The sequence below is a fragment of the Daejeonella sp. genome (assembly GCF_017495225.1).
Classification (GTDB): domain Bacteria; phylum Bacteroidota; class Bacteroidia; order Sphingobacteriales; family Sphingobacteriaceae; genus Daejeonella.
On sequence record NZ_JAFEIG010000035.1, the window covers coordinates 26,642 to 52,402 of the forward strand.

A 25,761-nucleotide genomic window follows, 5' to 3' on the forward strand; every position below is an offset into this window, starting at 1 on the left:
AAATCATTACAAAGAGTAAAATATAACCATACCCTTGGCGGGGTAGCTCAGATGGTTAGAGCGCAGGATTCATAACCCTGAGGTCGGCAGTTCGATCCTGCTCCCCGCTACACTGATAATCAAGACTTTACGAGAAATCGTAGAGTCTTTTTTGTTTGTGTCACCCTGATGCGTCAGCCTGTGATTAGTATTGGGGGTATTTTTGCTCCAAATACTTTAACTGTCATAGCCGCTTGTTCTACCGCAGAGAGCACTTTTGGGTCTAAGTAAAATTCTTCTAACACTTCCATTGTTGAGTGAGATGTGAGAACACCTGTTTAAATCCCCATCGGCTGATTAATCAATTAATATATGTTTTACGGAGATTTTTGAAACTATCTAGCTCGTTTTCATTTATCAATTCTATTTCTATCGCTAGTTTTTTGTTTATTTTATTCTTCCACATTCGAAAAAACAATTAATTATAGTCTTTAAATCTTCCCAAATTATTTGGGATGCAGCAACTAAACCGGAACCTTAGCTAATGTTTAAGCCCAGACCAATAATTATAGGTCTATTCAAAATGATAAACTATAAATCTGACAAAAATCCGCAACTATTTTTTATGGTGATCGAGGCAAGGATAGAATAATGTAATTGTAAAGCATCTTAAAAGCAATAAATAAAAATATTGATAGTATTGGCCATAATTATACTAATTCAGCAGTAACGAATATGATGAGAAATTTGATGCTGCAGAATTGCCCCTTTCGTGAATGGTAATCAGTTTTTTTTTGCAGCGGCAGAATATTTATATCTAAACATATTACAATGAACCTACTCCCAAAATCAGAAATCTCTTTCGAGCTAACAGAAGAAGAATTAATTAAAACGAAGCGTAGACCGAAAAGTGAATATAGCCAGTGGTTACAATTTAAGTAGGCAGTACATAAGATTGATACGCTGTTGAGTACCGAGAAATACATCGTAATTAGAAAACATTAAGAGTTCTGGATCTACTGGCCTGTTTGTGAATTGTGATTGGCTTTAAATTCGACATTTAAAGGGGGGATAATATTATATATCCATTGTACCGTCATCTCGACAAAAGGAGAGAGCTGTTACTGTAAATAATCAGTAATCCAACAGATTAAGGTTCGCTGAGCAACCGTGATTCTCGTCGCTGTGTTGCGTTCGAAAAGACGGTTTTTTGAATTAGATTTCTCCTCCTTAACGAAGTATGTGAACAGGTACACTCACTCGAAAGAACGATAGCAGTATAAAAAAATATTGAAAAATTTAGGCAGAAAACGTGTTTCGGATATTTTTTGAAAAAAAGATTCGTTTACAGTCTATTCCCATTTACATCTTCTAATGCTTTTAGAATAGTAAATTCGGTATAATTTTGATCTCTATTTAGCAATTGCATTAATTACTGAATCAATTAATTTTCTTGACCAGGCACAAACCAAAGCGTTGCATTAGCTAAATGTCGATATTTTCTTAAAAATTTAATTTTAACTCTTTCTGCTATTAATGGAAAGCTCGCCATAGTGCATTGATAGGCTAAAAAAGTATAACATAAAAAGATAAAAACAATTGGCTCTGTTTTAACTGGCTATACAATGTTTGATCGTGCAATTGGTTATTCCTGTAAGAGCATTCGCAAAGGTTGGAGTGACGAAGATGATGAGCATCATTTAATTAAAACAAAAAGCCCCAAGTTGTTTTACAACTTGGGGCTTAATTTATCACAATTAACTATTCTTAATAAAACGTAGTATAGAAAGTTGCAGAGAAAGGAAATGAAGTATTTCCCAATATTCCTCTAGTATAAACTGTATAAGCTCTCCCTTTTGGAAAAGTTAACGTTGTACCTGCCGTAATTTGAGGAACACCAGTAGTAGAATTATTGAAAAATAATTTAACTGAAGCAGTGCTCCCACCTACACCAGCTGTACCAGGTATCTCAACAAACTCTGAAGCAGTACCAAAAGCTACATTAGAAATTAATTTAGTTCCTGTAGCAGAATCTTTCACTAAGTCATAGCTTGGCCCACCGTTATAAAAGTTAACCAAACGAACAAAAACTTTTGAAGTATCTAAAGCAGGTGATTTATCTTCCAACACCAATATTGATGGAATAGTTTTATCCACACCATAAGTGCCACCAGTAATAACGGTATAGTATTTACCAGGAGCTGTAGTAATTAGCTTGTCTAATACTTTCAAGCCTGGATCTACAGTAGCTTTAGGCAAAGTTTTAGCTGTTAACTGATGGTTCCCTGGGGAAGTTACCGCATAGCCTAAATCTGGAAATAGCCCATTGTAAGCAAAACCTGCTGTTTCTAAGCCAGTTGATGATAAAGCAGATGTAAACTTAGGTCCATCCATATAGTAATTAATTACAGGGCTAGACGGTGTTAAATTTAAAATCTTGACATAAGAATACTTCGGATCACCAGGTGCTACCTTTTCATATTCGGTAGTTTCTACTAGCGTTCCTTTTTCGCAAGCTGTAAATAGCGTTGCACAAGCCGCGATTATATATAATAATTTTTTCATGTTTATTTAATTTTATAAAGATTAAGGCTCAGTAAACCACATTTTATAGGTATGATAATCAACTTTATCAGCACCAATTTTCTTAAGTGCATCTACATTCCAAAGGTATTCTGAATTGTATCTTGGACGCGTACGTTGTGCTGGCTTACCACCATTATCTGCAAAGAAAGATGTTGGAAAGAAAAATGCATTTACATAAGGATTATTGCCTTTTGAATCTCCAACATTGTAATTGTATTTACGTAAATCGTTCCAAGTTTCTACAAAACCATAACCGTAAAGCGCTAAATATTTTTGCAACATAATGTCTGCTAACGTTAATGAAGCAGCAGTTTTTTTCACTGCGTCACTTGCCAAATAGGCAGCTTTTGCGGCTGGTGTAATTGCCGGACCTACCGAGCTTACAAAATCTATACTTGCACCAATACCAGCTTGATAAGCAGTTAATGCTAAATCAGGATTTCCTGATCTAAAAGCAGCCTCTGCCTTAATGAATTGCATCTCAGCGAAGGTCATTATTGGAAACCCTGCATTGTCTTTAAAAATGTATTTACCTTGTCCAGCACCCGGATTTGCACTCGCTAAAGAGCCCCAAGGATTAGGAATTTGATTTTTTAAAGCAACAGTACCTGGATCAGAAGAGCCTGGATTGGTTCCTCTGAACGTCCCATCAACAGATGCGGTTATCATATTATTTCTACGTGGGTCGATTACACTTCCCGGTGTACCTGTTAGGTAAGTTCCATCTAATAAACCAACAATTAACCTAGTTTGACGGTATGAACCTAAATTAGCTCTTAATGGGCCAAAAAAGTTACCATTTACAGCAGTTGTTCCATCATTAGGGACAATAAAGTTATCTGCATTACTTGCTAAGGCTTTATCTACATATTCGATTACTTTAGTTGGGTTATAGCTAGCTTTATTAATTAGGTTATTGGCATTTCTAGCCAATAAACCGTAATTAAATTTAATCCATTTACTCGCATCACCTTTGTAAGCTAAATCATACGCAAGCATTTTACCTTGAGATCCTTTACCGTCGGTTCTTTGGAAGTTTTTAATAGACTCATTAGCTAACCTTACTACTTCGGCATAAACCTCTTCCTGCGAATCGTAGTCAAATACAAAACGATTTGGTTCGAAAGCTTGTTTTAAGATTATTTCACCATGGTAATCTGTAGCCACTTGCCAGCCCCAAGCTCTAAGACTTTGTGCTAAACCAACATAGTTCCATTCTTCTCTTTTCTGGCTATCTTCTATAATCAAGGATAAATTTGCACCCAAACCATAATAAGTTGTTCTCCAAATTTCACCTAAGCCATCACTACCTACAAGCCAACCATGCGTTTCACCAACATTTACATTACCGCCAAAATACTGTATGGTACCACCTAAATATCTTGCATCAAACTGTATCCCACGTTCCATTTGCGCAAATAGTGGTGGTGTTAGTGTTTTACTTTCTGGATTTTGCGGCGTAGCCGGGTCAGTATTTACATCGAAATACTTTTTACATCCAGAAAATGTAATTGCAACCGCAATTAAAACTAAATATATTTTTTTCATCATTTTAATAATTAAAATCCAACATTAACACCAAACGAAAACGTTCTTGGCAATCCGAAAGAGCCAAAATCTATACCAGTACCACCAGTACCACCAGAAGCAGCACTTAAGCCATTAACCGATGGATCTACACCTTTATAATTAGAGATTAACAATAAATCTGTTCCAGTAGCAAATACGCCAGCGCTTTTAAACACTTTGCTTGCACCAAATAAGGTTTTAGGTAAATTATATCTTAAAGTAACCTCTTTTAATCTAACCCAATTGATATCTCTTTCAATGAAATCATTTACATTATAAAAAGTAGAATAATAAGAAGTTGTGATATAAGGAATTACCACTACATTATTTGGCGTAGGGGTATCAGTATTCTCTAATCCATCTCTCATTACCCCTTTTATAATACGTGGTTGTTCACGATCTAAACTTAGTTTAGACATTCCACGAGCATATAAATAAGCTTCTGTAGCATTATAAATATCGCCACCTTTACGAATATCCATTAAGAAACTTAAGTTAAAGTTTTTTAATGTGAAACTGTTGTTAATACCTAATCCAAAATCTGGAGCAGCATCACCCATTGGTGTAAAATTAGTATCCTTAATTGGCATACCATTTACTGGGTTAATTAAAGTCTCACCTTTATTATTTCTTAAATAATCTGTTCCTGCTAGTGCCGAAACCGAATTGCCTGCAAAATATTGCTTTCTAACATTATCAGCTAACCAACTATCAGAAACGTAGAAAGTAGTTTGACCTCCAGGTAAAGATTTGATTTCTCCTCGTTGTCTGCTTAAATTAGCTTGAATATCCCAAGAAAAATTCTTCTTTAAAATTGGAGTTCCTTTAACGGTTAATTCAAAGCCTCTATTTTCAATTACACCACTGTTAATGTAAGCTAAAATCGAACCTGTTGCATAACTTAAACGCGGTGCAGTAATTTGTCCATCACTTTTAGTATTGAAATAAGAGAAACTCGTTGATAATCTATCTCTCAAGAATACTAAATCCATACCTAAGTCTATAGTAGTAGTAAATTCTGCCCTTAAATCTGGATTACCTAATGTTACATCGTTTGCGAAACCACCACCTGTTGTAGTTTGTGCAATTAACTTAGTTTTCTTAATGTAAGCAGTTCTGGCATCTTTACCACCTTGACCCCAAGATGCTCTAAATTTACCTTCTGTTAACCAACTTAATTTTTTAAACATTGGTAATTCTGTAAATACAAAACTTAATGCAGTTGCTGGATAAAAGAAACTAACATCACCAGGGCTTAAAGTAGACGAATAATCTTGACGACCTGTTAATGTTAGATATAGCATATCAGCATAGCCTAATTCTGCTTGTCCGAATGCACCCATTTTACGTTTGTAAATATCTGTAAATTGTACTCTTTGCGTAGTTGGATCTGTATTGTTTAAACTGAAAAATCCAGATTGATAAAATCTAGTACCAAATTGAGCAGTAGTTTGATCTCTATCATCACTTACGTCATAACCAACAGTTAATCTAGGTGAGAATTTTCCGAAAGTTTTCTTAGCAGTTACAATTAAATTACCATTGTAAAGTATTTTGTTTTCAGAAAAGGTATTCATACCTCCTCCTACATAGGAACTACCAGAACCAGTGGCTCCAAAAGATTGAGCATCATACCCACTTAAACCTTGCATGGTATAAATATCCATACCCGCTTTTAAGCCAATATTTAACCATTTTAAAGGTTTGTAATCAATACCATAATTACCAATTACACGAGAAACTTTATCAGAGTTAGGGTTGTTTTCCATTGCCCAAAGTGGGTTATCTAACTCTGCACTATTAGAACCTGTAATCGTTCTTCTACCACCAGTTTCAGTATATCTGTTTCTAATGTCATCAATTACAGGCCAAGTTAACACACTTAGCATTGGACTTGAAGCTCCTTTAAATGTTTTATTAGTGTTAGAAGAAATAACATTAAAAGATGCATTCATACTCACCTTATCACTAATTTTAGATACACCAGTTAATTTCGCATTGATGCTTTTAAAATCTGTCCCATCAATTACACCATTTTGATCAGTATAGCTAACGCTACTTCTTACAGAAAGCGCATCAGTACCACCAGCAACTGATACGTTGTGTCTTTGTGTGAAACCAGTTTTATAAAAAGCACCTAAGTTGTCATAACGTTGAAATCTATCTGGATATTTAGCGCCAAAATATGTTCTAGTACGAACTTCTTCGTCAAAAATACCTCCAGCACCACCACCATATACAGTTTGTACCTCAGGAAAGCGGTAAGCATTGTCTAATTTAAATACATTATTATATGCTACAGTAGCTTTACCAGCTTTAGCTCTTTTAGTGGTAATTACAACCGCACCAGAAGCACCTTGAGTACCATATAAAGCTGCAGCTTCTGGTCCTTTTAGAATTGTCAACGATTCAATATCTTCAGGATTAATATCCATTCCTCTATTACCATAATCATTTTGACGGTTGTAAGTACCTTGACCAACTAAATTATACTCACTAAAAGTATTGTTAGAAATAGGTAAACCATCAATTACAAATAAAGGCTGATTATCTCCATCTAATGAAACAGCACCACGAATGATGATGGAAGATGAAGCTCCAGGAGTACCATTTGTAGGTGTAATGGTTACACCAGCTACACGACCTTGTAAAGCATTGATAAAGTTTTCTCTCTGACTACCCGCAATATCGGCACCAGAGGTAGTTTGAGCCTCATATCCTAGAGATCTCTTAGATCGTTCTATACCTTGAGCCGTAACTACGACCTCACTTAAAGACTGTGCATTTTCTGTAAGTGCAACATTAATCACAGCAAGCGTACCTACAGTCACCTCTTTAGTATTCATTCCTAAGAATATGAATTGAAGAACATCCCCCTTGTTAGCTTTAATTGCATACATACCGCCTATGTCCACTTGAGTAGCAATAGTTGTTCCTTTAATTTTGACAGTAGTTCCTGGAATGGGCAATCCATCTTCTGCCGATGTTACCTTGCCGGTAACTGCAATTTGCTGCGCCATAACTTGTATAGCTAACAAAAATGTGCCCAAAAATAGCATGAGTAATTTTTTTTTCATAAACGCCAGTTTGGTTAAAAATTTAAGTTTTGTTTTGTTAATATTTGGTTTTGTTAATTAAGCAAGAATACGCAAAATAAAAATTAAAAATGATAAATGTTTTTCAGGCTCAAAAGAAATTCATCAACTTTATTCTTAAATATTTTGGATTTATTTTACAAAAACCCGTAAAAAACCCACATTTTAATTTTATAACTTAATATTTAAAATTGCGGTATAAATGTTAAAGAAAGACATGACTTTGTGATGCGACAAATCAACCTACACAATAAGGGAGCTTACCTCTGATTTAGTTCAATTACTAAATGATTCTGAAGATACGATTAGACGCGATTTACTGGAGATGTCTGATGATAACCTATTATTTAAGGTACATGGCGGTGCATTATCCAAATCATACCTTTCTACTTTTGATGACAGTACAGTTTATGCCAATAAAGCTAAAATTAAAATTGCAAAAAACTATCCCTTTAATTAAGGATGGAATGGTTATTTTAACTGGGGCTGGAACTACAATCATAGAATTTGTTAAACAACTACCTGAAAATTTGCAATCTACATTTTTTACCATTAGTCCTTTAGTAGCCGTTGAACTTTCTAAGTACCCTATGATTGATTGAAACTAATTGATGGTTTATTCTCTAAAAACTCTCAAATTACTCATAGCGGTCATGTCATTAATCAACTTTCTGGAATAAATGCAGACTTATGTTTGTTTGGGACAAGTGCGCTATATGCTAAAGATGGCTTAACAGAAAAAGATTAGGAAATTAATCAGTTAAAAAAGAAAATGTTAAACTCTACTAAAAAATCTGCCGTATTTTGTATCTCTGAGAAGCTTAACATCTCTTTAGGACTAAAAGTTGCAGCATTAGAAAACATAAATTTATTTGTCACAGAATTAGAACCTGCAAAAGAAATGTTATTACAATATCAAATTAAAGGATTAAAAATAATTTAATAATAAATATGTGAGTCAAGTTAATAGTGGTAAATAGATATTAAATGTAAAATGATGTAACTTTTTAAAAATACCACAACCTTTACCGCTCCGTTCGCTACACCATACCACTTTAATGGCAAGATTAAAACTATAAGAAGAAAGGAGGTTCGAAAAACTTCCAGTTACAGTTTTTAAAAATCCAAAATAGGCATCAATAAGTGTTTCCCATCGCATTGCTAATAATATTAAATTAATTGATGGCGATTATTAGGAATTTGAAATATAACACACTATTAAAAATTTACTTTATAAGTTATATTTAATAATATATATTGTTGTTATACTAAGCTTAAAAAAACATTTACGTTAAATCGTGAGTGGTTTTTTTGTGAGGTTTTCGGTAGAGACACACGGCCGTTTGAAATTACATTATTCAATAATTAATTGGGTAAATTAATGTGAATGGTACTTCGGAGACACACCACCCTGTGTAATTACAAAAACATAATCAATTAAAAATCAGGCCATTTTATTCATCAAAATCCATATCAACATTCATTTCGGGTTTGAAAACGGTAGGCAGTAATTTATCAAAGAATTTTAAAGCAAGGTAATCAATGCTTGTTTCACCTCGTCTTTTAAACGATATAAAGTAAGACGCTTATCCTCTTCAAACTGGAAACGTTCTATGGCATCATGAACCTGGAAATATAAAAGCAGCTTCATGTTAAGATTGTTTAAAAACTTGGTGCGTATTCGTCGTTGGTTTTCTGGCGTTTTTGTTTCTAATTTCAAAATTTCATTAATCTGCAGTACAGAAATAAACTTCGCAGCTTGTTCCCCCGCTTCTGCTTCAATTAATTTCTTAAGTAACATATGCTCTAAGAGCCCAAAATGATGCCCGTTTTTAACAATAGTAGCCGAATGTTGTTGAGGTTTTTTAAAGCGGAAATAAGCCACTGCTCCCAAACCAATCAGACTCAAGCCTGCAACGAGGTAGCCATAAAGTGTATAATTGACATCATCATAAAATTTACCAATATACTTAGCTTCTTTGAGCAATGCCTTTTTCGACAATTTTACCTGTGTCTTTTGATTCTCCCAATAACTAAAAATAGAATCACCTACGGTATAAAAACTTTTTAAGTGAAAGTATTTAGGGTTAGCTACAACTGAAACTTCATTTTTTATAGGATCAATGATATACATTTTATCAGGTAGCATTTGAATAAAATGTGCGCCATCCCAATACACAATTCTAACGGATTTGAAAGGCAGTAAAGAATTTATTTCTCCAAGTTCTGTCCATTTAAGGGATTTAAAATCAAAAGCATAAAGCCTATCACTAATAACTCTATTGAATTTTTTTAAACCTAACTCTATTTCTGAAGCGCCTGAATAAAAGGTATCATTTTGTTTAGCATAACCTTGGTATCCTTCCGAAAATGACTCTGGTCCAAAATTTTCTGTCCGAATGTTTTGCCATTCTTGATTCGTTTGATCATAATAAGTCAAAACCCTACTATAGCTCCAAAATCCATATCCACCAAAATTATATAAGGTATCATTTCTCACAAATTGTGGGGCATTAAAATTATAACCCTTAGAATAAGTTTTGTCTAAACGAGTTAGCAGTTTTTTAGCTTGATCAAATTGGTACACCTTCCCTGTGCCAGCTACTGTAAATAAAATACTGTCGAGTTTACTTGAATAAAAAAACTGGCTCGAAAATTTCTGCGGTAAATCTTCTATTACATTGGAATCAATAGTAAAAGTCCCAATAACATTCCATATTCCAGCTTGTTCCTCGCGAAAATAGGTTTTACTATCTACATCAATTCGATCTCTCGAATGTGTTTTGGGATTCATCCATTCGAAATAACGGTTTTGCGCTTTCGCAGAGTCAAAAAACAATAAAAATATGCTGACAGTGAATATTGCGTAAATACATTTCATAGATGAATATTCATAAAAATTAAAATTATGAAATTATCTTAAAAAATTTAATGAAAATGTGTAATAACACGTTAGACACACGATTAAATAATAATGTTTTTGGACTTTAAATATTCCTTGTAGGTTTAAATATCAACATCCATTGTGTTTGTTTACACAAGACACACGGCCGTGTGTCTCCTTGATAATAAATAATTAACCTGAATCACGGTGAGGAGACACACGGCCGTGTGTCTCTACGATATTAAATAATTGATCTGAATGATGGTGAGGAGACACACGACGGTGTGTCTACGATATTATATAATTGAGCTGAATGACGGTATAGAGACACACGGCCGTGTGTCTCTAAGCGGTGTATTTACCACTATCCGCATTAGCAAGCACATAATCACTCACCGAAACCCCCATAAATTTCTTGAAATTCTTAGAGAAGGTAAATCGAGAATTAAATAAACATTTATTCCCCAGTGAGTCTATGGTGAACTTATCAAGGTATCCCTCATTTATGAGTGAAACTGCATAATTGATCTTTACCAAATTACTAAAATCATTCATTGAATAATGACAGTAATATTTGAAAATAAAATCTACATGGCTCCTCGGTATTTTAAGTTCTTTAGATATAAAATTTGGCGTAAGCGTATTTTTTGAAAGAATAGAATTTGACTTTTGGAGTTTTTTAATATTTAGAATAATGCCATCTATTTTAGTCGCAAGATTATTATTTAACACAGTATCTCGTTCTTCTACTGACTTTAAAGGCTTAATGCTCCATATTAAAAACTCCTGGGCTTCATTGAGCTGAATGTTTTTCAACAAACTCTGTTCCCCGAAAATGATGACAGGATTTTTAAAAATATAGACTAGTGCAACTAACCAAAGCAAAGATGAATAACGATAAAAATCATTGAGATTCATTCCCGAATCAGCGCCACTAAATAAGAAATAATTAGAAAATGCCACCAATAAAAATGTAATAAAAAACATCAGGATTGTCCATGTTCTAATTGTTTTATAGCTTGTTTTTTCAAGTAGAGATCGTTTCTTTATTTTTACTAATCCGAGAACCAAATATAAAACTGCAGTAAAGTAAGCAATAGAAAATATCAGAAAAAAATAATAGCTAACAGTATATTGGATAGAAAAAACATCAATTAAAACAAGTATGGCTGGAAGAATAAAATGGACTAATTCTTTTTTAAGATTAACACTTGATTTTATAAGTCTGCGGAAAAATAAATAATAAACTGGTACAATAAAGAAGGCAGCAATAAGCTTGATTTTTAAAGGACTATAGGTTACATCTAGAAGGCCTAGAACTTCCATTCCATTGAGGAAACGCTGCAATCCAGCAAGAAATAATATGATAATTAGGTACACATTTATTTTCCGATCAGAATTCTGATTAAACAGCATCAACAACACCACAAAGAGGCTTAAAAAACCGACCAATAAAGATAGGATGCTCAAAAACATGTGTCAAATAGTGGAAATATGTATCGAATATACGAATAAAATTGCGCTTATTTTTTAATAATGTACCTATGTACTCTAATACATCTCTACATCTAAACTTTAATTTGAAAAACATGAAAAAATTACTACTTTTTTTAATGGTTGCTTTAGGGCTTTTAAGCAATTTAAGCGTTCATGCACAAACCACTGTTTTATCTTCAGGTATGTCTATTCAAGGCATTGCCCGTGATATCAACAATGAAGCTTTAGCTAATATCGACCAATTAGATATGGCCTTTACAGTTTATTATTTAACAAGCAGCACTCCTACCACCATATTAACCAGAACAGCAACGGTAAAAACAGATAATTTCGGAGTATTTTCTTATGTTCTGACTATAGATCAGGCACAGTACAATCTCATAAGTACTAAATCTGCATACTTAAAAGTTTCACAGGGAAGTGTTGTGTTTTCTGATGAGAAATTACAAGCCGTTCCTTATGCTATATATGCACAAAATGGAGTACCAACAGGGTCAATAATGCCTTATATAGGCACTACTGCACCAGCCGGGTGGTTGATGTGTGATGGTACTGCAATCCCCTCTGGAACATTTAGTGATGATTTGAAAGCTTTATTAGGTACGACTACCACTCCTGACCTAAGAGCTATGTTTTTACGTGGTGCTGGCACAGGAAACTCAAAAACAGGACCTACTGTAAAGCAAGTACAACAGGATTCTTTTAAAACGCATTTTCATGGGGTAAATATTAACACAAATGCCGATGGAGGCCATTCTCATACAACTACTTTTTATAATGATGATTATAATAATAGTGGAAATGGAACTCCCAGTGGCACAGGCTTAATACGTGATGGAGGAGCTGGTTATACAAGACCAACAAGTGCAGTAGGAGATCATAGCCATAATGTCAATGGAAATTCGGCCTCTACTGGGGATACAGAAACCCGCCCTATTAACTATGGTGTAAACTATATCATAAAGTTATAATCGAAAAATATTTATTGCCCAATACCTTTTTCATCCTACCCAAGCCCCAATACAATGAAAAACATTCTTGTACTATGCCTTTTATTTTTAGGCTGTTATAGCACGTTAATTGCCCAAGAAAAATCAGGCGTTAAATCTGCAATCGGTGCCGCATCCTCTAAAAAAGAGAATTTGGGGCTTACCCTTACCAAACCAGTAAATGGAGTAAGTAAAACTTTTACCATCTCTAGTATGAGTATGCAGGTAGGAATGCCCTACATGGGATTAAAAAGAGGAAGTACAGACGCAAGTGCATCTACACAGAATTATATCAAGGATTTGGGTTTCCCCTGGGGGATACGGTATCTATACAATACCTTTTCGGAGGATGCATTTACCGTTTCCAAAGGTTATTATAGTGATAGAATTGAGATAAACTGGGATATAAAAAAGAATCAAAATAAAATAATAAGTCTTACGGTTTACCGTACTGAAGACATTAGTAGCGAAAAGCCTAACTGGGGAAAAGCGTTAAAAACATTAGCTGGAGATGTGGGAACTTTTTCTGATACCAATGTAGAGGGTGGAAAACTATATCGTTATAAAATTTTTGCTAAAGGAGTTGAGGCAGATGGCATAGAACTCCTTTATTCGAACTTTATTACTGGAATTGGCTATAGAAATCCAACAGGTGTAATCACTGGAAATATAGCCTATACGGGGGGTAATCCGGTTAAAGATGTGTTAATTACCGCTAACCCAACAGGAAGTTCATTACGTTTTGGAAGCTCCTTAAAAGTACCTGCTGGCGGTTATATTTCAGTCCCTAAATTAAATAAAAGTCTTAAAGACTCCATAACTTTACAAGCATGGGTAAGACCAGAGAATCAATTATCTTCTTGGAATGATCAATTGGTTATTTACAAGTTAGAAAATGATGCAAGTCAGCCATTAACTTATTCATTAGCCACCGGCATGCAAAATGAAAGATATATTCAAATGTTATTGGGTAATGAATATGTAACTGTTTTTGGGTATTATCCAAATGGCGAAATCGATAATAAGGGAGATGATATTTTAGTCCCTATTGAGAACATGGGTACATCATTCACCCATTTTAGTGTGGTAATAAGGGATAACAGACCTGCTGAATTTTATATTAATGGGCGCTTAATTAATGCTGCTTACCGAGATAAAATGACTAGCATACAGGCCAAAAAAGGCCTGCCACCCGTTAGAGTGGATATTACTAGCGGAACTGTTAGGCTAAATACATCTACTTCTGGACAATCTCTAAACTGGTCGAATTTCAAAATGGGTGGAAGAACCACTGCTTTTTTAGATGAATTTAGGGTGTGGGAGACAGCTTTAAGTCCCGCACAAATTCAACGCGATTTTCGTCGTTATTTGAAGGGAAATGAAGCATATTTGAACACCTACATAAAAGCTAACGAAAAAACAGGTGATTTTGCCTACGATTTAGCGCATACTGGCTTCAACTTTCACGGCAATAATGCTAAATTGAGTAATTCGCCCATAGTACCTACTTGGGCTAATAATGAAGACGATATCAATAACATCCCTACCAGTAGTCAATTGGGGATTTTGGGTGTAACGGATGAATTTGGAAATTATGTAATTGCATCTGTTCCCTATAGTGGTAATGGCGATTCTTTTACCATTGTTCCCTCTTTAGGAAAGCATGAATTTAATCCGAAGCAGGAATTGGCATTTTTGGGTTCAGGATCTACGGTGGTTAATAATGTAGATTTTATAGACAAATCTTCTTTTGTTTTTAAAGGACTTGTAGTTTATGATAGCAGAGGGGTTTTCCCACAAACATCTGATGCGCCAATAACTGGTGATATCAAAGAAAATGAGGCTTATAATGCCTATACTGTAGGCAATCTTAAATATCAAAAAGGCGAGTATTGGGCTGAGAAAAATGCTGCAGGCACGATTCTTAGTCTGCGAAGATATGCCCCCATACCTGTACCAGGAGTTTCAGTAAACATAGATAATGTACCAGCAATTGATGCCAATAATGTTCCTATTGTTACCGATATTAATGGAAGGTTTACGATAGAAGTACCTATTGGACAACATGCTATAAGCATCGGTAAAAGTGGTCATACCTTTGATTTGGAAGGCCGATATCCTGCTCGAATTAGATCGATAGTCAATAGGGACACAACCTATACCAATACCTATCAAGACTTTTTTGAAGATCGCGATGAGCCCATCACATTTATTGACACGACCAAAGTGATAGTTATTGGGCGTGTTGTTGGTGGTAACAAGCAGTCTGAACAGACACTTGGTTTTGGATATGACGGGACAAAAAAACATGAATACAGAGATGGAGGTGATGTTGAAAGAGAAGTTATTTACACCTCCGACAATAACATTGGTAAAGCAAGAATAACCCTTGGTCACATGCCTACTGGAGCCACAAGTGTTACACCCGAATACAAAACCAGTTTTGAAACAAATAATCAAACAGGAGAATATCGTGTCAAATTATTACCTCTAAATTATACTTTGTCTCAAAATGATTTAACATTTATTAGCGGAATAAGACCCGACAATAAACCGCTACTAAGTGAAGATAGAGCAATCAATTTTAGCACGATTAAACCCTTGCAATATCCAACATTTACTCAAGGAAGCACCACAATTACAGGCAATCCCTACCAGGAGATTCTTAAATTCACACATTTAGCTACACCAATTTATAGGGTACTAAGCCAAAGCTCAGATTCGCAAATAACTGCAGATGGACAAACATATACCATAGCAGAAGATCAAGAGACGCCAATCTATAGCCAATTTGGTCTATATACCATTGAAATACAAGGCCAAGAACGTTATGCTAATTACGACAATAGTATTACCAATCCTGTAATTAGCACTGTTCCTGTAGAAGGAGGTGAAATTATTGCAACTAATAATTTAGCTTTAGAAAATAGTGTGAAAACAGAGGTTTCGTCAGAAGACCCAAGCATCCTAATTTATTCTTTTAAAGGCGGAATACCGAATACTGATGCCAATGCGGGATATAAACGAACAATTGATTTAAAATATAGAGCCAATGGAATTGAAACTCAATTAGAAAATTATAATTCTGAGGGGATTTTATTGGGAGGTGCTGCAGATGGCACACAAACTTTCGTAACTGCTGGCCCTGAAATACCTGATTTTGTTTTGCGTGACCCTCCTGGTTCAGAGAGCTCTGCAAGCATTGAAAAAGGAAGTTCATTTAGCTTTACCAAAGAAAGTTCATTGAGTGCGAACAATAATACGGAGGCAAATGTTGCTCTCTCAATTGGTACAACCATAACCGTTGTTGCAGTGGTTGTTAAAGAATCAGAAATCACAAATGATATAAGCCAAGGCATTAGCATGTCTCAATCGTCAAGCGATGGAAAAAGCGTAACCAATACTTATACTTTTAATCAAACCATTTCTACAAGTGACGACCCAGATTGGATTGGCAGTGATGCCGATTTATATATCGGAACCTCTGCAAATCAGTTTTATGGAACCTATAACAATTTGGTTGCATCAACAACGAGTAATAGCTCCCAGCCAATTAAAGTGGTACGCCCAAGTGGATCAAACGTATCAAATGTTTATCCAATAGTTAATCAAGCCTTGTATTTTAGTGATGCTCCAGAAAAAACATTATTTGTTTATTCCCAACGCAACATATTAGAAGAGCTAATTCCTAAGTATTTGGAATTTATCAGACAAATAGATGCAGGAACATTAATAGAAAATAGAGATGGCGTACTCTCAAGAAACGCTTATCAATCATCAGTTAACCTCTGGAGAAAGGTAATTTTAAATAATGAACTGTCGAAATATCAAGCTCTTAATGACAGAGATAAGCTTAAATCATCCTTAGATTCAATTATTGAAAGTCTTAAGGACCCCAAAACCAATACCTTGTCAAACTCAGCCAAAGAACTTAAGAATTTATTGAATGCTACTTTTTCTGAAAATATATCCTTTGATGCTGGCGTGGGAGAATTTACAAAAGGCAATCAGATAGAACGTTTAACTGCTAATTCCATCACCTATACCGTAGATGTTAACAGCACTATTGGTTATAAATATGGGACCAAAGAAAATCAAACAGGTATTGAAATAAATGGTACTACAAGCATTGGAACTGGCTTGGAATCGTCGGAGGAAGACTCAAGCGATGAAACAACAAATATTTCTTATACACTTAAAGATAGCGATACAGGCAATTTACTAAGCGTGGATGTTATTAATGCTTTTGATGGCAATGGTCCGATTTTTATCACCAAAGGTGGCGAAACTTCTTGCCCTAATGAAGGAGCTGAGCTCTCTAATTTCTACAACCCAACTCACCCAAATGCAACTAATCCACAAGCATTAATTGAAAATCTTGAAGATAATCAACGTGTACCCCTATCCATCGCAACAAGCGCATTAGAAAGACCCGAAATAACCGTGACAGCTGCTGATGTTTCAGGTATTTTCGAAGGCAGAAATGCCGAATTTGTACTCAGACTACGAAATACAAGTAATATTAATAAAGACGCAACATTCAAACTTAGCGTGGATCAAAGCACTAATCCTGATAATGCCTTGATCAATATTGAGCCCAATGGAACCCTAATTAATGTGCCAGCAGGGCAAACAGTTTTGTACACCATGACCTTAAAAAAGGTAAAACAAGATCAGTTTGATTATGAAAACATTCGTGTGGTACTTGAGTCAACTTGTGATGGGAATGCAGTAGACGACGTATTGGTATCTGCTAGTTTCGTGCCTGCGTGCTCTCCAGTTACAATTATGACTCCATCAAACAATTGGTTGCTCAATAGAAATACGGCCGACCTTGATAGTCTTAAAACTAAACCTGTTAACATCAAATTGGGTGGCTTTAATGCTAATTTCGCCAATTTTGAGAAAATAAATTTAGAATATCGATTAAAAGGTACGCCAAACTGGACTGGATTAAAAACATATTTTAAGAATCAGCAGGATTTTGATGCTGCACGAAGAGGCGGAAATAATGATATTGAGCTAATTAATGGCACTGAATTAAACTATGCTTGGGACATTGCTGCTAAAGGTTTGGCTAATGGAGTTTATGAACTGAGAGCTCGTTCAAGTTGTTATAACCAAACAGCTTACGAATCGGAAATAGTAGAAGGTAAGGTAGATCTTACATCTCCTGTGCTTTTTGGAACACCAACACCAACAAGCGGCATCTTAAATTTAGGAGACGATATTAAATTGCGATTTAATGAACCCGTTAAAACCAATAGCACCGTAAGCAGATTTGAATTTAAAGTACAAAAAAACCAATTGCCGGTAAATCATGAAGTCTCGCTAGCGTTTAACGGCTCAACCAATACCGCAACTATAGCTAAGCCAGCTATCTCTACCGGTGATTTCACCATTGAGTTCTGGTTAAAGAATACTAGTCCAGCAGGTACTTCAACCCTACTTAGCCAAGCTAACGGAATTAAAATTGAACTGATAGATAATGATTTAAGCTATACTATTGGCGGACAAAATATCAGGACAACAATAGCAAATGATACCACATTTAATTACTATGCTCTTTCTTATGATGCGACAGCCAAAAGACTAAGCATTTTTGAAAATAGCTCCGAAAGGCGGAGCATAACAACCCCAACTTTGAATTTCACCAATGAAAACCCAATCATAATCGGTGGAAATACCTTCAAGGGAAATCTGCATGATTTGAGATTTTGGCGAAAATATATTACCAGAGAACAAGCCGTTATAAATATGAATACCCTGTTTAATGGCAATGAATTAGGTCTGAAGGGATTCTGGCCAATGAATGAAGGTAACGGAATTGTTGCACATGATTTAGCAAGATTTAAACATCTAGCTCTAGCAGGCACCAATTGGGATATTTTCCCCAAAGGTACTGCCTACAACTTTGACGGCACCAATTATTTAAAACTCGATTCTGTATCTAGAGTAATTATCTCCAAAGAAATGGATGCGACAGTTTCCTTCTGGATGAAAAGTGGCCAAACTAATACAGGAACCTTATTATCAAATGGTTTTGATAGCAATTACGATTTGACAGAAGGGAATGGATACCGTAATAAATGGTCAATCAATTTAAATTCTGCTGGAAGTATTGAGCTAAAAGCTGAAACAAGAACGTTTTCTTTTGGTAGCAGCAGAGTAAACGACGATAGTTGGCATCATATTGCCATGAGTTTGTCTAGAAATGGTTCCGTTAGAATGTATATAGATGGGAATGAAACCGCTTCATACCCAAGTACTGATCTCGGAGGATTTAGTGGCACTGTTATTAATATAGGTGCACAATTAACTAAAACTGAAGCAAACACTTTCCCATTAACCAATAATTTCAACGGACAAATAGACGAACTTTGTATTTGGAATATGGCCAGAAGTGGCGCACAAATTAAGTCGGACCGCTATTTTGAAGTAGATTTTAGTAGCACAGGCTTACTTCTTTACTCAAACTTCAACAAACCTGAAGTAAGCATCACTGATGGGCCAAAATACTATTATCCAAAAAATGCATTTGAAAAAATAAGCACCTATGCTAAACTAAATAAGCCAATTTCCTATACGGATATCACACCTGGTATTAAACCTTTCAGACCTACAGAATCTCTTGTTGTTGAGGCAGTTATAAATGTAGATGAGATAATATTATTACCTCAAATTACCGATTGGGCAAGTGTAGAAGGCAAAGTTGCTGATATCGTTGTGGCTAACCTAAATGATATGGCAGATAATAGGCAATTATCTCCAATTACTTGGCAAGCTTTCATCAACAAAAACCCAACAAAATGGTTCGTAGATGGGCATGACGATATTGTTAACCTGATGAAGAGATCAAATGAGAATTTAACTTTTGAAATCACGCTAATTAACCAAGGCGGACTACCACAACCTTATTCTATTGATGTGCCTACCTGGTTAACACTCTCTTCAAGATCAGGTACTATCGCACCAAATACAAGCCTTATCTTGAAAGCAACAGTTGATAATAATTTGGCAATAGGAAATTACAATGCCATTTTATCGCTAAGCACCAATTATAACTATAATAATAAAATTCAGCTGGATTTGAGAGTATTAGAGAAAGAGCCTATCTTAAACCTAGACCCGAGTAAGTTTAGCGAATCCATGAACGTAATCGCCAAAATCAAGCTAAATGGTTTATTTACTGACGATATTTATGATAAAGTAGTAGCAATCGTTAATGGTGAAGTTCGTGGAATGGCCAACCTTATGTTCGATCAAAGTTTTAACGAATACTTTGTGTTTTTAACCATTTACAGCAATTCCATTGGCACAGAAAATGTGATGTTTTATATTTGGGATGCCTCAGATGGTAAATTAAAAGAGGCTACGCTAAATGGTAATTTCAGTATTCCATTTGTGCAAGACGATATTATTGGCACTTATACCACTCCAGCCACATTCGTAAATACCGCAGTAACTGGGCAGCAAATCTCCTTCAATCAAGGTTGGACTTGGACCTCCTTTAATGTTACTGATGTTAGATTTGGCAATTTGAATGCCCTTACAAAAACGCTTTCTTTAAATACATCAGATTTAATACAATCCAATTCACCTGCCCGATTTGATGCCTATCAATACAATGCACTCGATACTGCCAGCAATGGTTGGTTTGGAAGCATTTCTGATAATGGCGGCATTTCTACCAATAAAATGTATAAAATCAAATTATCAAAAGAGCAAAAACTAAATATCAAGGGTGTACCGGTCGACCTAAACACGTGGTCTATCAATTTAAATCAAAATTGGAATTGGCTTCCATACGTAGTCTCAAAAAATATCCCTATTGGAGATGCTTTAGCAAACTACAAAGCAAGTGATGGCGACCTCATTAAATCGCAATCAGAATTCGCAATTTACAGTCCTACAGTTGGATGGAAAGGCTCATTAAGCTACCTAAAAGTTGGCGAAGGCTATATGGTGAAAACAAATACCGCTCAAAGCTTTAGCTATCCAGAGTATCTAAACCGATTAAATGCAAAAACAACTGCTTCTAAAGGGCTCTTTAAAGACGATATAAAAATCAGCAATTTAAAGGATGAAAAAATTGCACGTCCAAATGATTTCGCCAAATTTCCAAGTACCATGAGTGCCATTGTGAAAATTCCTCAAGGATACCAAGATCTAGCTTTTTACAATGAATCAGGGCAGTTAAGAGGGATCAGCAAAACACAAAACATACAAGGTGAAGAGCTCGCTTTCATTACTATTTTCGGTGATAAATCTGAAAACCTCATCGCACATATAGGCTTTGGAAGTGGTGCCAAAATCACCAATAAAATGATAAACTTTGCACCAGATGCCATCTTGGGAAGCATTTTAAATCCAATTGTGATTGAATTCCCAGAAGATGAGGTTAGTGTTTTCCCGAATCCTTTCGACAAAGATTTCGAAATTATTTTCAAGGGCTATGATGTGGGAGATGCCACCATTACAGTTTACAGCATGTTCCGTCAAAAAATATCTGAAAGCACCTTCAAGGTGATGGATGAAGATAGGCGTGTAAAAATACAAACTGATGTGCTTCCTGGAGTTTACATCTTACAAATCCAGTTTGGAGATAAGCTAATCACTAAAAAATTAATAAAAAATTAATGCTCATTTATTCAATTTTAAAAATGACGATTAAAGATAAAACCGCTTTTTACATGAAAAAAATCGCAGTCTCTTTTATACTCTTAGTGATTTCGGCCCAAAGCTCATTTGCACAAAGCCCCAATTGGAATGTAAATGAAAATGATTATCAATACACCATGACTTTTATAGCCAAATTAAATGTAGATGGCAAACAATTAATTAATAGCAAGGATAAAGTGGCGGCATTTGTTGGGAATGTTTGCCGTGGTGTAAGCGGCATTACCTATGTTGCTAGCAAGAAGAATTATTATGCCTACCTCACCGTATTTTCTAATAAGCAAGGAGAAAGCATTACATTCAAATTATATGATAGTGCCAATAATAAAACCGTTTCGGTAAGCAAACCGATCATATTTGTGATGAATGAACACAAAGGTGATCTGTTCCAATCCTATAGCATTGCTGAACCTTCACTCAATAGTGCTGCCGAAATACTATCCTTTGGTTTTATGAACACCCCGAGTTTATCATCAATTATTAGCAATGGTTTAGTCAAGGTAAATATTTCAGAGAGCTATTCATTGTCAAACCTTAAACCCGTTTTCACCCTTAGTAAAGGAGCTAGTCTTTTTGAAAATAGAATCATTCTGAATTCGGGCGATCTATTCAAAAATTTTGTAAGTCCAGTCAGTTACGAGGTGCTATCCGAAGATGAATCAACTCTAAAGAATTATAAAGTTGAGGTAAGTAAGTCGGCAGACCCCACCCTATTTTACAAGAAAGATGCCGTTTGCTATGCCCCCGGAGCCATAAAAGTGATGTCAAAACGCGAGGGAAGCGAGGTGCAAATCACGAGCAATGGAAAAACAATAGCGAGCAAAAAAATTATTAATGGGGAAGCATTATTCTCCAATTTGAGTGCCGGCTCCTACATTGCTACAATTGGTAGCGAATGGAAGTTGATCAATATTTTAATGAAAGAAAAATAATTAAAACAGACTGAACATGAATTACAAATTCAAATTATTTATCGGTTTAATAATTCTATTTTTGTTTTTGGGATGCAAAAAGAAATCAACCTGCAAAGATGTAGTCCAAGGTGATTTTGAACTCGTAGAGACACACGGCCGTGTGTCTCCTCTTCCCACCATCAATAAAATGAAATCGTAGAGACACACGGCCGTGTGTCTCCTCCCCCCATCGATAAAATGATGATTTATGAGACACACGACCGTGTGTCTCTACCGAACCAAATAAATGATAAATTTATGAGACACACGACCGTGTGTCTCTACCAAACCCGAACCAAATAAATGATAAATTTATGAGACACACGACCGTGTGTCTCTACCGAACCAAATAAATAACCATATTAGAGACACACGACCGTGTGTCTCTACCGCATTTAATTTCCATTTTCGATAATTTATTTTATTTATATTTAATAAAATAAATCAAAGGATTAAATAGAAATTGAATAAATTCAAAAATAAATATAGAATAGCATCACACCGAAAACCTGATTGGGACTATTCGGCAGATGCTTTTTATTTTTTGACCCTTGTTACACAAAACAGGGAATGTAATCTAGCAGAAATTATAAATATCGGTGATAAGGCATGTGTAAATCTATTAAGTTTCGGCGAAATCGTTGAACAGGAATGGTTTAAATCATTTGACATTAGAAAAGAATTAATGTCACACGAATTTGTAATCATGCCTAATCATTTACATGGCATTGTTGAAATCAGTAGAGACACACGGCCGTGTGTCTCCATTAACAATCAAACAAGTAGAGACACACGGCCGTGTGTCTCTACACCAAATAAAATAAACGATAACGTTGGAGACACACGGCCGTGTGTCTCTACGATACCCATTAAACGAAATCCACCAATACGATTACCAAAATCCATATCATCATTCATCGCGGGTTTTAAATCGGCCGTAAATACGAAAATCAATGATTTTATTGATAAACATAATTTATCCATTCCAAAATACAATAGAAAAAACCATTTTTTCCAACCCAATTATCACGACCACATCATTAGAAATCAGTTTGAATATGATAATATTTCAAATTACATAAAAAATAATCCAGACAAATGGATTGAAGATAAATTTTATAAATCAAAACCGCCGTCGTAGAGACACACGGCCGTGTGTCTCCTTCCCCCCACCAATAAAATGATAATTCATGAGACACACGACCGTGTGTCTCTACCGTATCAAATAAATGATGATTTATGAGACACACGACCGTGTGTCTCTACTGAATCAATGAAATGATGATTTATGAGACACACGACCGTGTGTCTCTACGGGTTTCCATAATCAAAAACCATGTTTAGACCTTATTTTGAAATAAATACCTGAAAAAATATCGCTTTTAAATTATCAAATATCCCCTATTTGACAATACATTTCTACATGGAGATTTATTTGAACATGATTTCAAAGACCTTTTTTGATTTAATTGATATTTTTAACAACAAATTTATTATTAGGCAATAAGATCGTAAAGTCATTAAAAATTATTCCCCTCTTTCATGTTAGATGTTATGAGGGAATCGCGAATAAGATTTAATTGACAAAGGCTATATTTGAATAGATTTACCTATGAAAAAACGTTACGCGATATTCTTCACTATCCTTAGTCTTTCAACATTTGCCTTTGGGCAAGTGCACAAAGGTTTTCAATGGATTAGTCCTGACCATTCTTTATTCAAAATTGACATAAATTCAGGGATTTTAAGTCAAGATGCCCCAAACAAACTAAAATTAGAACTCGGCAAAATCCAAGATTGGGAATCCATAAAATCAGAGCTGCCTGGCGATTTCGGAGTAAATGCCTTTTACCAAGCCGATTCTTTACTTATCACTATCCCAGGGACGGGGCAGATCTACAGTTTAGATCTACCTAATTTAAAGCTTAATCGCCTTGACCAGACCTTTTTTAGAGGATACAATTTTAATGCAAGCCAGTTTTTTAGAAAGGATACTCTTTTTTCTATCGGTGGTGAAGGTTTTTGGTTAAAACATAGTATCATCACTTATTATAATCCGCAAACATCTGAATGGGCATTTTACAAATTACAAAAAGATAATAAACACCCAAGTAAAAATAAGTTTAGTGGCTATTCAAAAGAGCAAGACGCATTTTTTTCATCTTTTCTAGAAGTGGATGAGAACTTAAAAAACAATAAGGTACCCTTTAGAGTATACTCGTTTAAAAACGATAGCTGGGAAGAAAAGGGATTTTTAAGTAACCCAATAATTGATTTTGCCAAAAATAATTATCGGACAATCTGGACGGGTAAATATTTATTTTTAATCTTTGACAATAGCGATTCCAAATATTACATCGCCGAGCCATTTGAAAATGTGCTTTTTGAGCATAAATCAACAAATGATCAATTTTACTTGAACAATTCCGAGCTTTACTTTCGAAATGGAAAAATCTTCTCCAGAAGCATGGCAAGTCCCGGAAAAATAGATAAATTATATTTCGATAGCCTTTCTGTTGACTCATTGGTAAATCAATCTAGCATAATAGGTCAGGTTTATGGATACAACGACTTTAGAAACAGAAACATTGGAATCGCTTTAACAACACTTTTAATGCTTACTGCGAGCTTCCTATACTATCGTAAAAGAAAGAATCTTAAGATGGAAGATTATACCCTGACAGAGGTAGAATTATTGGTAGTAAAAAAATTCATTAATCAAACTATCGGGATAAAAATAAGTAGCATTGAGCTCAATAATTTATTGGAAATAAGCACCAAAACTTACGATAATCAAAGACAAATAAGGTATCGTATTATCGGCGCAATTAATCAGAAATTACGTAGGGATTTAGACTCCAAAGATCTGATTTTTAGATCCTCCAATATTGAGGATAAACGTATGATGGACTACTATATCAACCCTGATATAAAAGCCAAGGATTTAGAAAAATTAATGAAAAGCTTGAATTTATAAAACAAATAAACCCTCGCTCAGAGGGTTTATACATATAATATACGAAATATAATCGAGAAATCAAAATTAAATCGAAGCTCTCATTAATTAAGAATAATTTGAACACATTTTATTGTTTCATGTCACATTGAACAGACAACCAGCCTGTAAAATCTTTATCCTTATCCACAATAAACTCTTGAGATAAGTGTATTTCACCTTTTAAAGAAATAGTCAACTTCACTCGCTCATCTTTTACCAAATTAGGCGAATGAGCAAAAAACTTAAAAGAAAGATCTTCAAAATCATCGCTAAAACTGAGAACTTCCCTTGACCATGTATTATCAAAAAAACGAACAATTTTTACATTACCATGCTCATCTTTATAGGATACTTGTGCAACCGTTTTATAGGTCAATTCTACTTTAAGCAAAAAGACGCTTATCTCCTTGGTGTCCTTTTTGCTCATAAAACTAAATTTCTTCCAAAACATAAGCGTCTTTCTTATTAATATCAATAATTTTTATTTCACCAATATCACTACCCTTCTATTAGCCGCTCTACCTGATTCAGT

Annotated in this window: 15 protein-coding genes and 1 tRNA gene; 9 read left to right on the plus strand and 7 right to left on the minus strand. The window is 35.0% G+C overall.

Features of this window, described 5'->3' with window-relative positions:
* The first annotated feature begins 36 nt into the window (after positions 1 to 36).
* Positions 37 to 110: transfer RNA gene (locus QZ136_RS13155), tRNA-Met, on the plus strand.
* Positions 111 to 1,746: 1,636 nt separating this feature from the next.
* Here the strand turns inward: QZ136_RS13155 and QZ136_RS13160 are convergent.
* The 3 genes from QZ136_RS13160 to QZ136_RS13170 are packed head-to-tail and all read right to left on the minus strand — an operon-like array spanning position 1,747 to position 7,211.
* The gene (locus tag QZ136_RS13160; RefSeq protein ID WP_291404366.1) at positions 1,747 to 2,544 is read right to left on the minus strand and encodes a DUF4397 domain-containing protein; all 798 of its coding nucleotides are present in this window, start codon (positions 2,542 to 2,544) and stop codon (positions 1,747 to 1,749) included.
* A 21-nt stretch (positions 2,545 to 2,565) separates the two neighbouring features.
* Complete coding sequence (locus QZ136_RS13165; RefSeq protein WP_291404368.1) at positions 2,566 to 4,116, minus strand: SusD/RagB family nutrient-binding outer membrane lipoprotein; 1,551 nt, start codon at positions 4,114 to 4,116, stop codon at positions 2,566 to 2,568.
* Between the two features lie 8 nt (positions 4,117 to 4,124).
* Complete coding sequence (locus QZ136_RS13170) at positions 4,125 to 7,211, minus strand: SusC/RagA family TonB-linked outer membrane protein (protein ID WP_291404370.1); 3,087 nt, start codon at positions 7,209 to 7,211, stop codon at positions 4,125 to 4,127.
* 350 nt (positions 7,212 to 7,561) lie between these two features.
* Here QZ136_RS13170 and QZ136_RS13175 point away from each other — a divergent pair, with 350 nt between their 5' ends.
* The 3 genes from QZ136_RS13175 to QZ136_RS13185 are packed head-to-tail and all read left to right on the plus strand — an operon-like array spanning position 7,562 to position 8,172.
* On the plus strand, positions 7,562 to 7,831 hold the full coding sequence (locus tag QZ136_RS13175; protein ID WP_291404372.1) for a hypothetical protein: 270 nt from the start codon (positions 7,562 to 7,564) through the stop codon (positions 7,829 to 7,831).
* Complete coding sequence (locus tag QZ136_RS13180; protein ID WP_291404374.1) at positions 7,828 to 7,977, plus strand: hypothetical protein; 150 nt, start codon at positions 7,828 to 7,830, stop codon at positions 7,975 to 7,977. Before QZ136_RS13175 ends, QZ136_RS13180 begins: the two co-directional genes overlap by 4 nt.
* Positions 7,978 to 8,001: 24 nt before the next feature.
* The gene (locus QZ136_RS13185; protein WP_291404376.1) at positions 8,002 to 8,172 is read left to right on the plus strand and encodes a hypothetical protein; all 171 of its coding nucleotides are present in this window, start codon (positions 8,002 to 8,004) and stop codon (positions 8,170 to 8,172) included.
* 15 nt (positions 8,173 to 8,187) lie between these two features.
* Here the strand turns inward: QZ136_RS13185 and QZ136_RS13190 are convergent, their stop codons facing one another.
* From QZ136_RS13190 to QZ136_RS13200, 3 genes are all read right to left on the minus strand, one after another.
* Positions 8,188 to 8,388, minus strand: a complete 201-nt coding sequence (locus QZ136_RS13190; protein ID WP_291404378.1) for a hypothetical protein — start codon at positions 8,386 to 8,388, stop codon at positions 8,188 to 8,190.
* Between the two features lie 366 nt (positions 8,389 to 8,754).
* Complete coding sequence (locus tag QZ136_RS13195) at positions 8,755 to 10,110, minus strand: hypothetical protein (RefSeq protein WP_291404380.1); 1,356 nt, start codon at positions 10,108 to 10,110, stop codon at positions 8,755 to 8,757.
* Between the two features lie 348 nt (positions 10,111 to 10,458).
* On the minus strand, positions 10,459 to 11,589 hold the full coding sequence (locus tag QZ136_RS13200) for an AraC family transcriptional regulator (RefSeq protein ID WP_291404382.1): 1,131 nt from the start codon (positions 11,587 to 11,589) through the stop codon (positions 10,459 to 10,461).
* Between the two features lie 113 nt (positions 11,590 to 11,702).
* Here QZ136_RS13200 and QZ136_RS13205 point away from each other — a divergent pair, with 113 nt between their 5' ends.
* From QZ136_RS13205 to QZ136_RS13225, 5 genes are all read left to right on the plus strand, one after another.
* On the plus strand, positions 11,703 to 12,581 hold the full coding sequence (locus tag QZ136_RS13205; RefSeq protein ID WP_291404383.1) for a phage tail protein: 879 nt from the start codon (positions 11,703 to 11,705) through the stop codon (positions 12,579 to 12,581).
* A 54-nt stretch (positions 12,582 to 12,635) separates the two neighbouring features.
* On the plus strand, positions 12,636 to 21,239 hold the full coding sequence (locus QZ136_RS13210; protein WP_291404385.1) for a LamG-like jellyroll fold domain-containing protein: 8,604 nt from the start codon (positions 12,636 to 12,638) through the stop codon (positions 21,237 to 21,239).
* Between the two features lie 53 nt (positions 21,240 to 21,292).
* Positions 21,293 to 22,210 carry a hypothetical protein gene (locus QZ136_RS13215; RefSeq protein ID WP_291404387.1) on the plus strand — a complete coding sequence of 306 codons (918 nt, stop codon included), beginning with the start codon at positions 21,293 to 21,295 and terminating at the stop codon, positions 22,208 to 22,210.
* A 484-nt stretch (positions 22,211 to 22,694) separates the two neighbouring features.
* The gene (locus QZ136_RS13220; protein WP_291404389.1) at positions 22,695 to 23,372 is read left to right on the plus strand and encodes a transposase; all 678 of its coding nucleotides are present in this window, start codon (positions 22,695 to 22,697) and stop codon (positions 23,370 to 23,372) included.
* A gap of 471 nt (positions 23,373 to 23,843) precedes the next feature.
* Positions 23,844 to 25,208, plus strand: coding sequence for a hypothetical protein (locus QZ136_RS13225; protein ID WP_291404391.1), 1,365 nt, complete (start codon positions 23,844 to 23,846; stop codon positions 25,206 to 25,208).
* Between the two features lie 109 nt (positions 25,209 to 25,317).
* Here QZ136_RS13225 and QZ136_RS13230 read toward each other — a convergent pair whose 3' ends face one another.
* Entirely contained in the window at positions 25,318 to 25,656 is a 339-nt protein-coding gene (locus QZ136_RS13230; RefSeq protein WP_291404393.1) for a hypothetical protein, read from the minus strand.
* Positions 25,657 to 25,761 lie beyond the last annotated feature (105 nt).

What these genes read in the sequence shown, in the direction of transcription:
- QZ136_RS13160 (WP_291404366.1), bottom strand. Translation starts at nt 2,544, where the DNA reads ATGAAAAAATTATTATATATAATCGCGGCTTGTGCAACGCTATTTACA.
- QZ136_RS13165 (WP_291404368.1), bottom strand. Translation starts at nt 4,116, where the DNA reads ATGATGAAAAAAATATATTTAGTTTTAATTGCGGTTGCAATTACATTT.
- QZ136_RS13170 (WP_291404370.1), bottom strand. Translation starts at nt 7,211, where the DNA reads ATGAAAAAAAAATTACTCATGCTATTTTTGGGCACATTTTTGTTAGCT.
- QZ136_RS13175 (WP_291404372.1), top strand. Translation starts at nt 7,562, where the DNA reads ATGATAACCTATTATTTAAGGTACATGGCGGTGCATTATCCAAATCAT.
- QZ136_RS13185 (WP_291404376.1), top strand. Translation starts at nt 8,002, where the DNA reads ATGTTAAACTCTACTAAAAAATCTGCCGTATTTTGTATCTCTGAGAAG.
- QZ136_RS13190 (WP_291404378.1), bottom strand. Translation starts at nt 8,388, where the DNA reads ATGCGATGGGAAACACTTATTGATGCCTATTTTGGATTTTTAAAAACT.
- QZ136_RS13195 (WP_291404380.1), bottom strand. Translation starts at nt 10,110, where the DNA reads ATGAAATGTATTTACGCAATATTCACTGTCAGCATATTTTTATTGTTT.
- QZ136_RS13200 (WP_291404382.1), bottom strand. Translation starts at nt 11,589, where the DNA reads ATGTTTTTGAGCATCCTATCTTTATTGGTCGGTTTTTTAAGCCTCTTT.
- QZ136_RS13205 (WP_291404383.1), top strand. Translation starts at nt 11,703, where the DNA reads ATGAAAAAATTACTACTTTTTTTAATGGTTGCTTTAGGGCTTTTAAGC.
- QZ136_RS13210 (WP_291404385.1), top strand. Translation starts at nt 12,636, where the DNA reads ATGAAAAACATTCTTGTACTATGCCTTTTATTTTTAGGCTGTTATAGC.
- QZ136_RS13215 (WP_291404387.1), top strand. Translation starts at nt 21,293, where the DNA reads ATGAAAAAAATCGCAGTCTCTTTTATACTCTTAGTGATTTCGGCCCAA.
- QZ136_RS13225 (WP_291404391.1), top strand. Translation starts at nt 23,844, where the DNA reads ATGAAAAAACGTTACGCGATATTCTTCACTATCCTTAGTCTTTCAACA.
- QZ136_RS13230 (WP_291404393.1), bottom strand. Translation starts at nt 25,656, where the DNA reads ATGAGCAAAAAGGACACCAAGGAGATAAGCGTCTTTTTGCTTAAAGTA.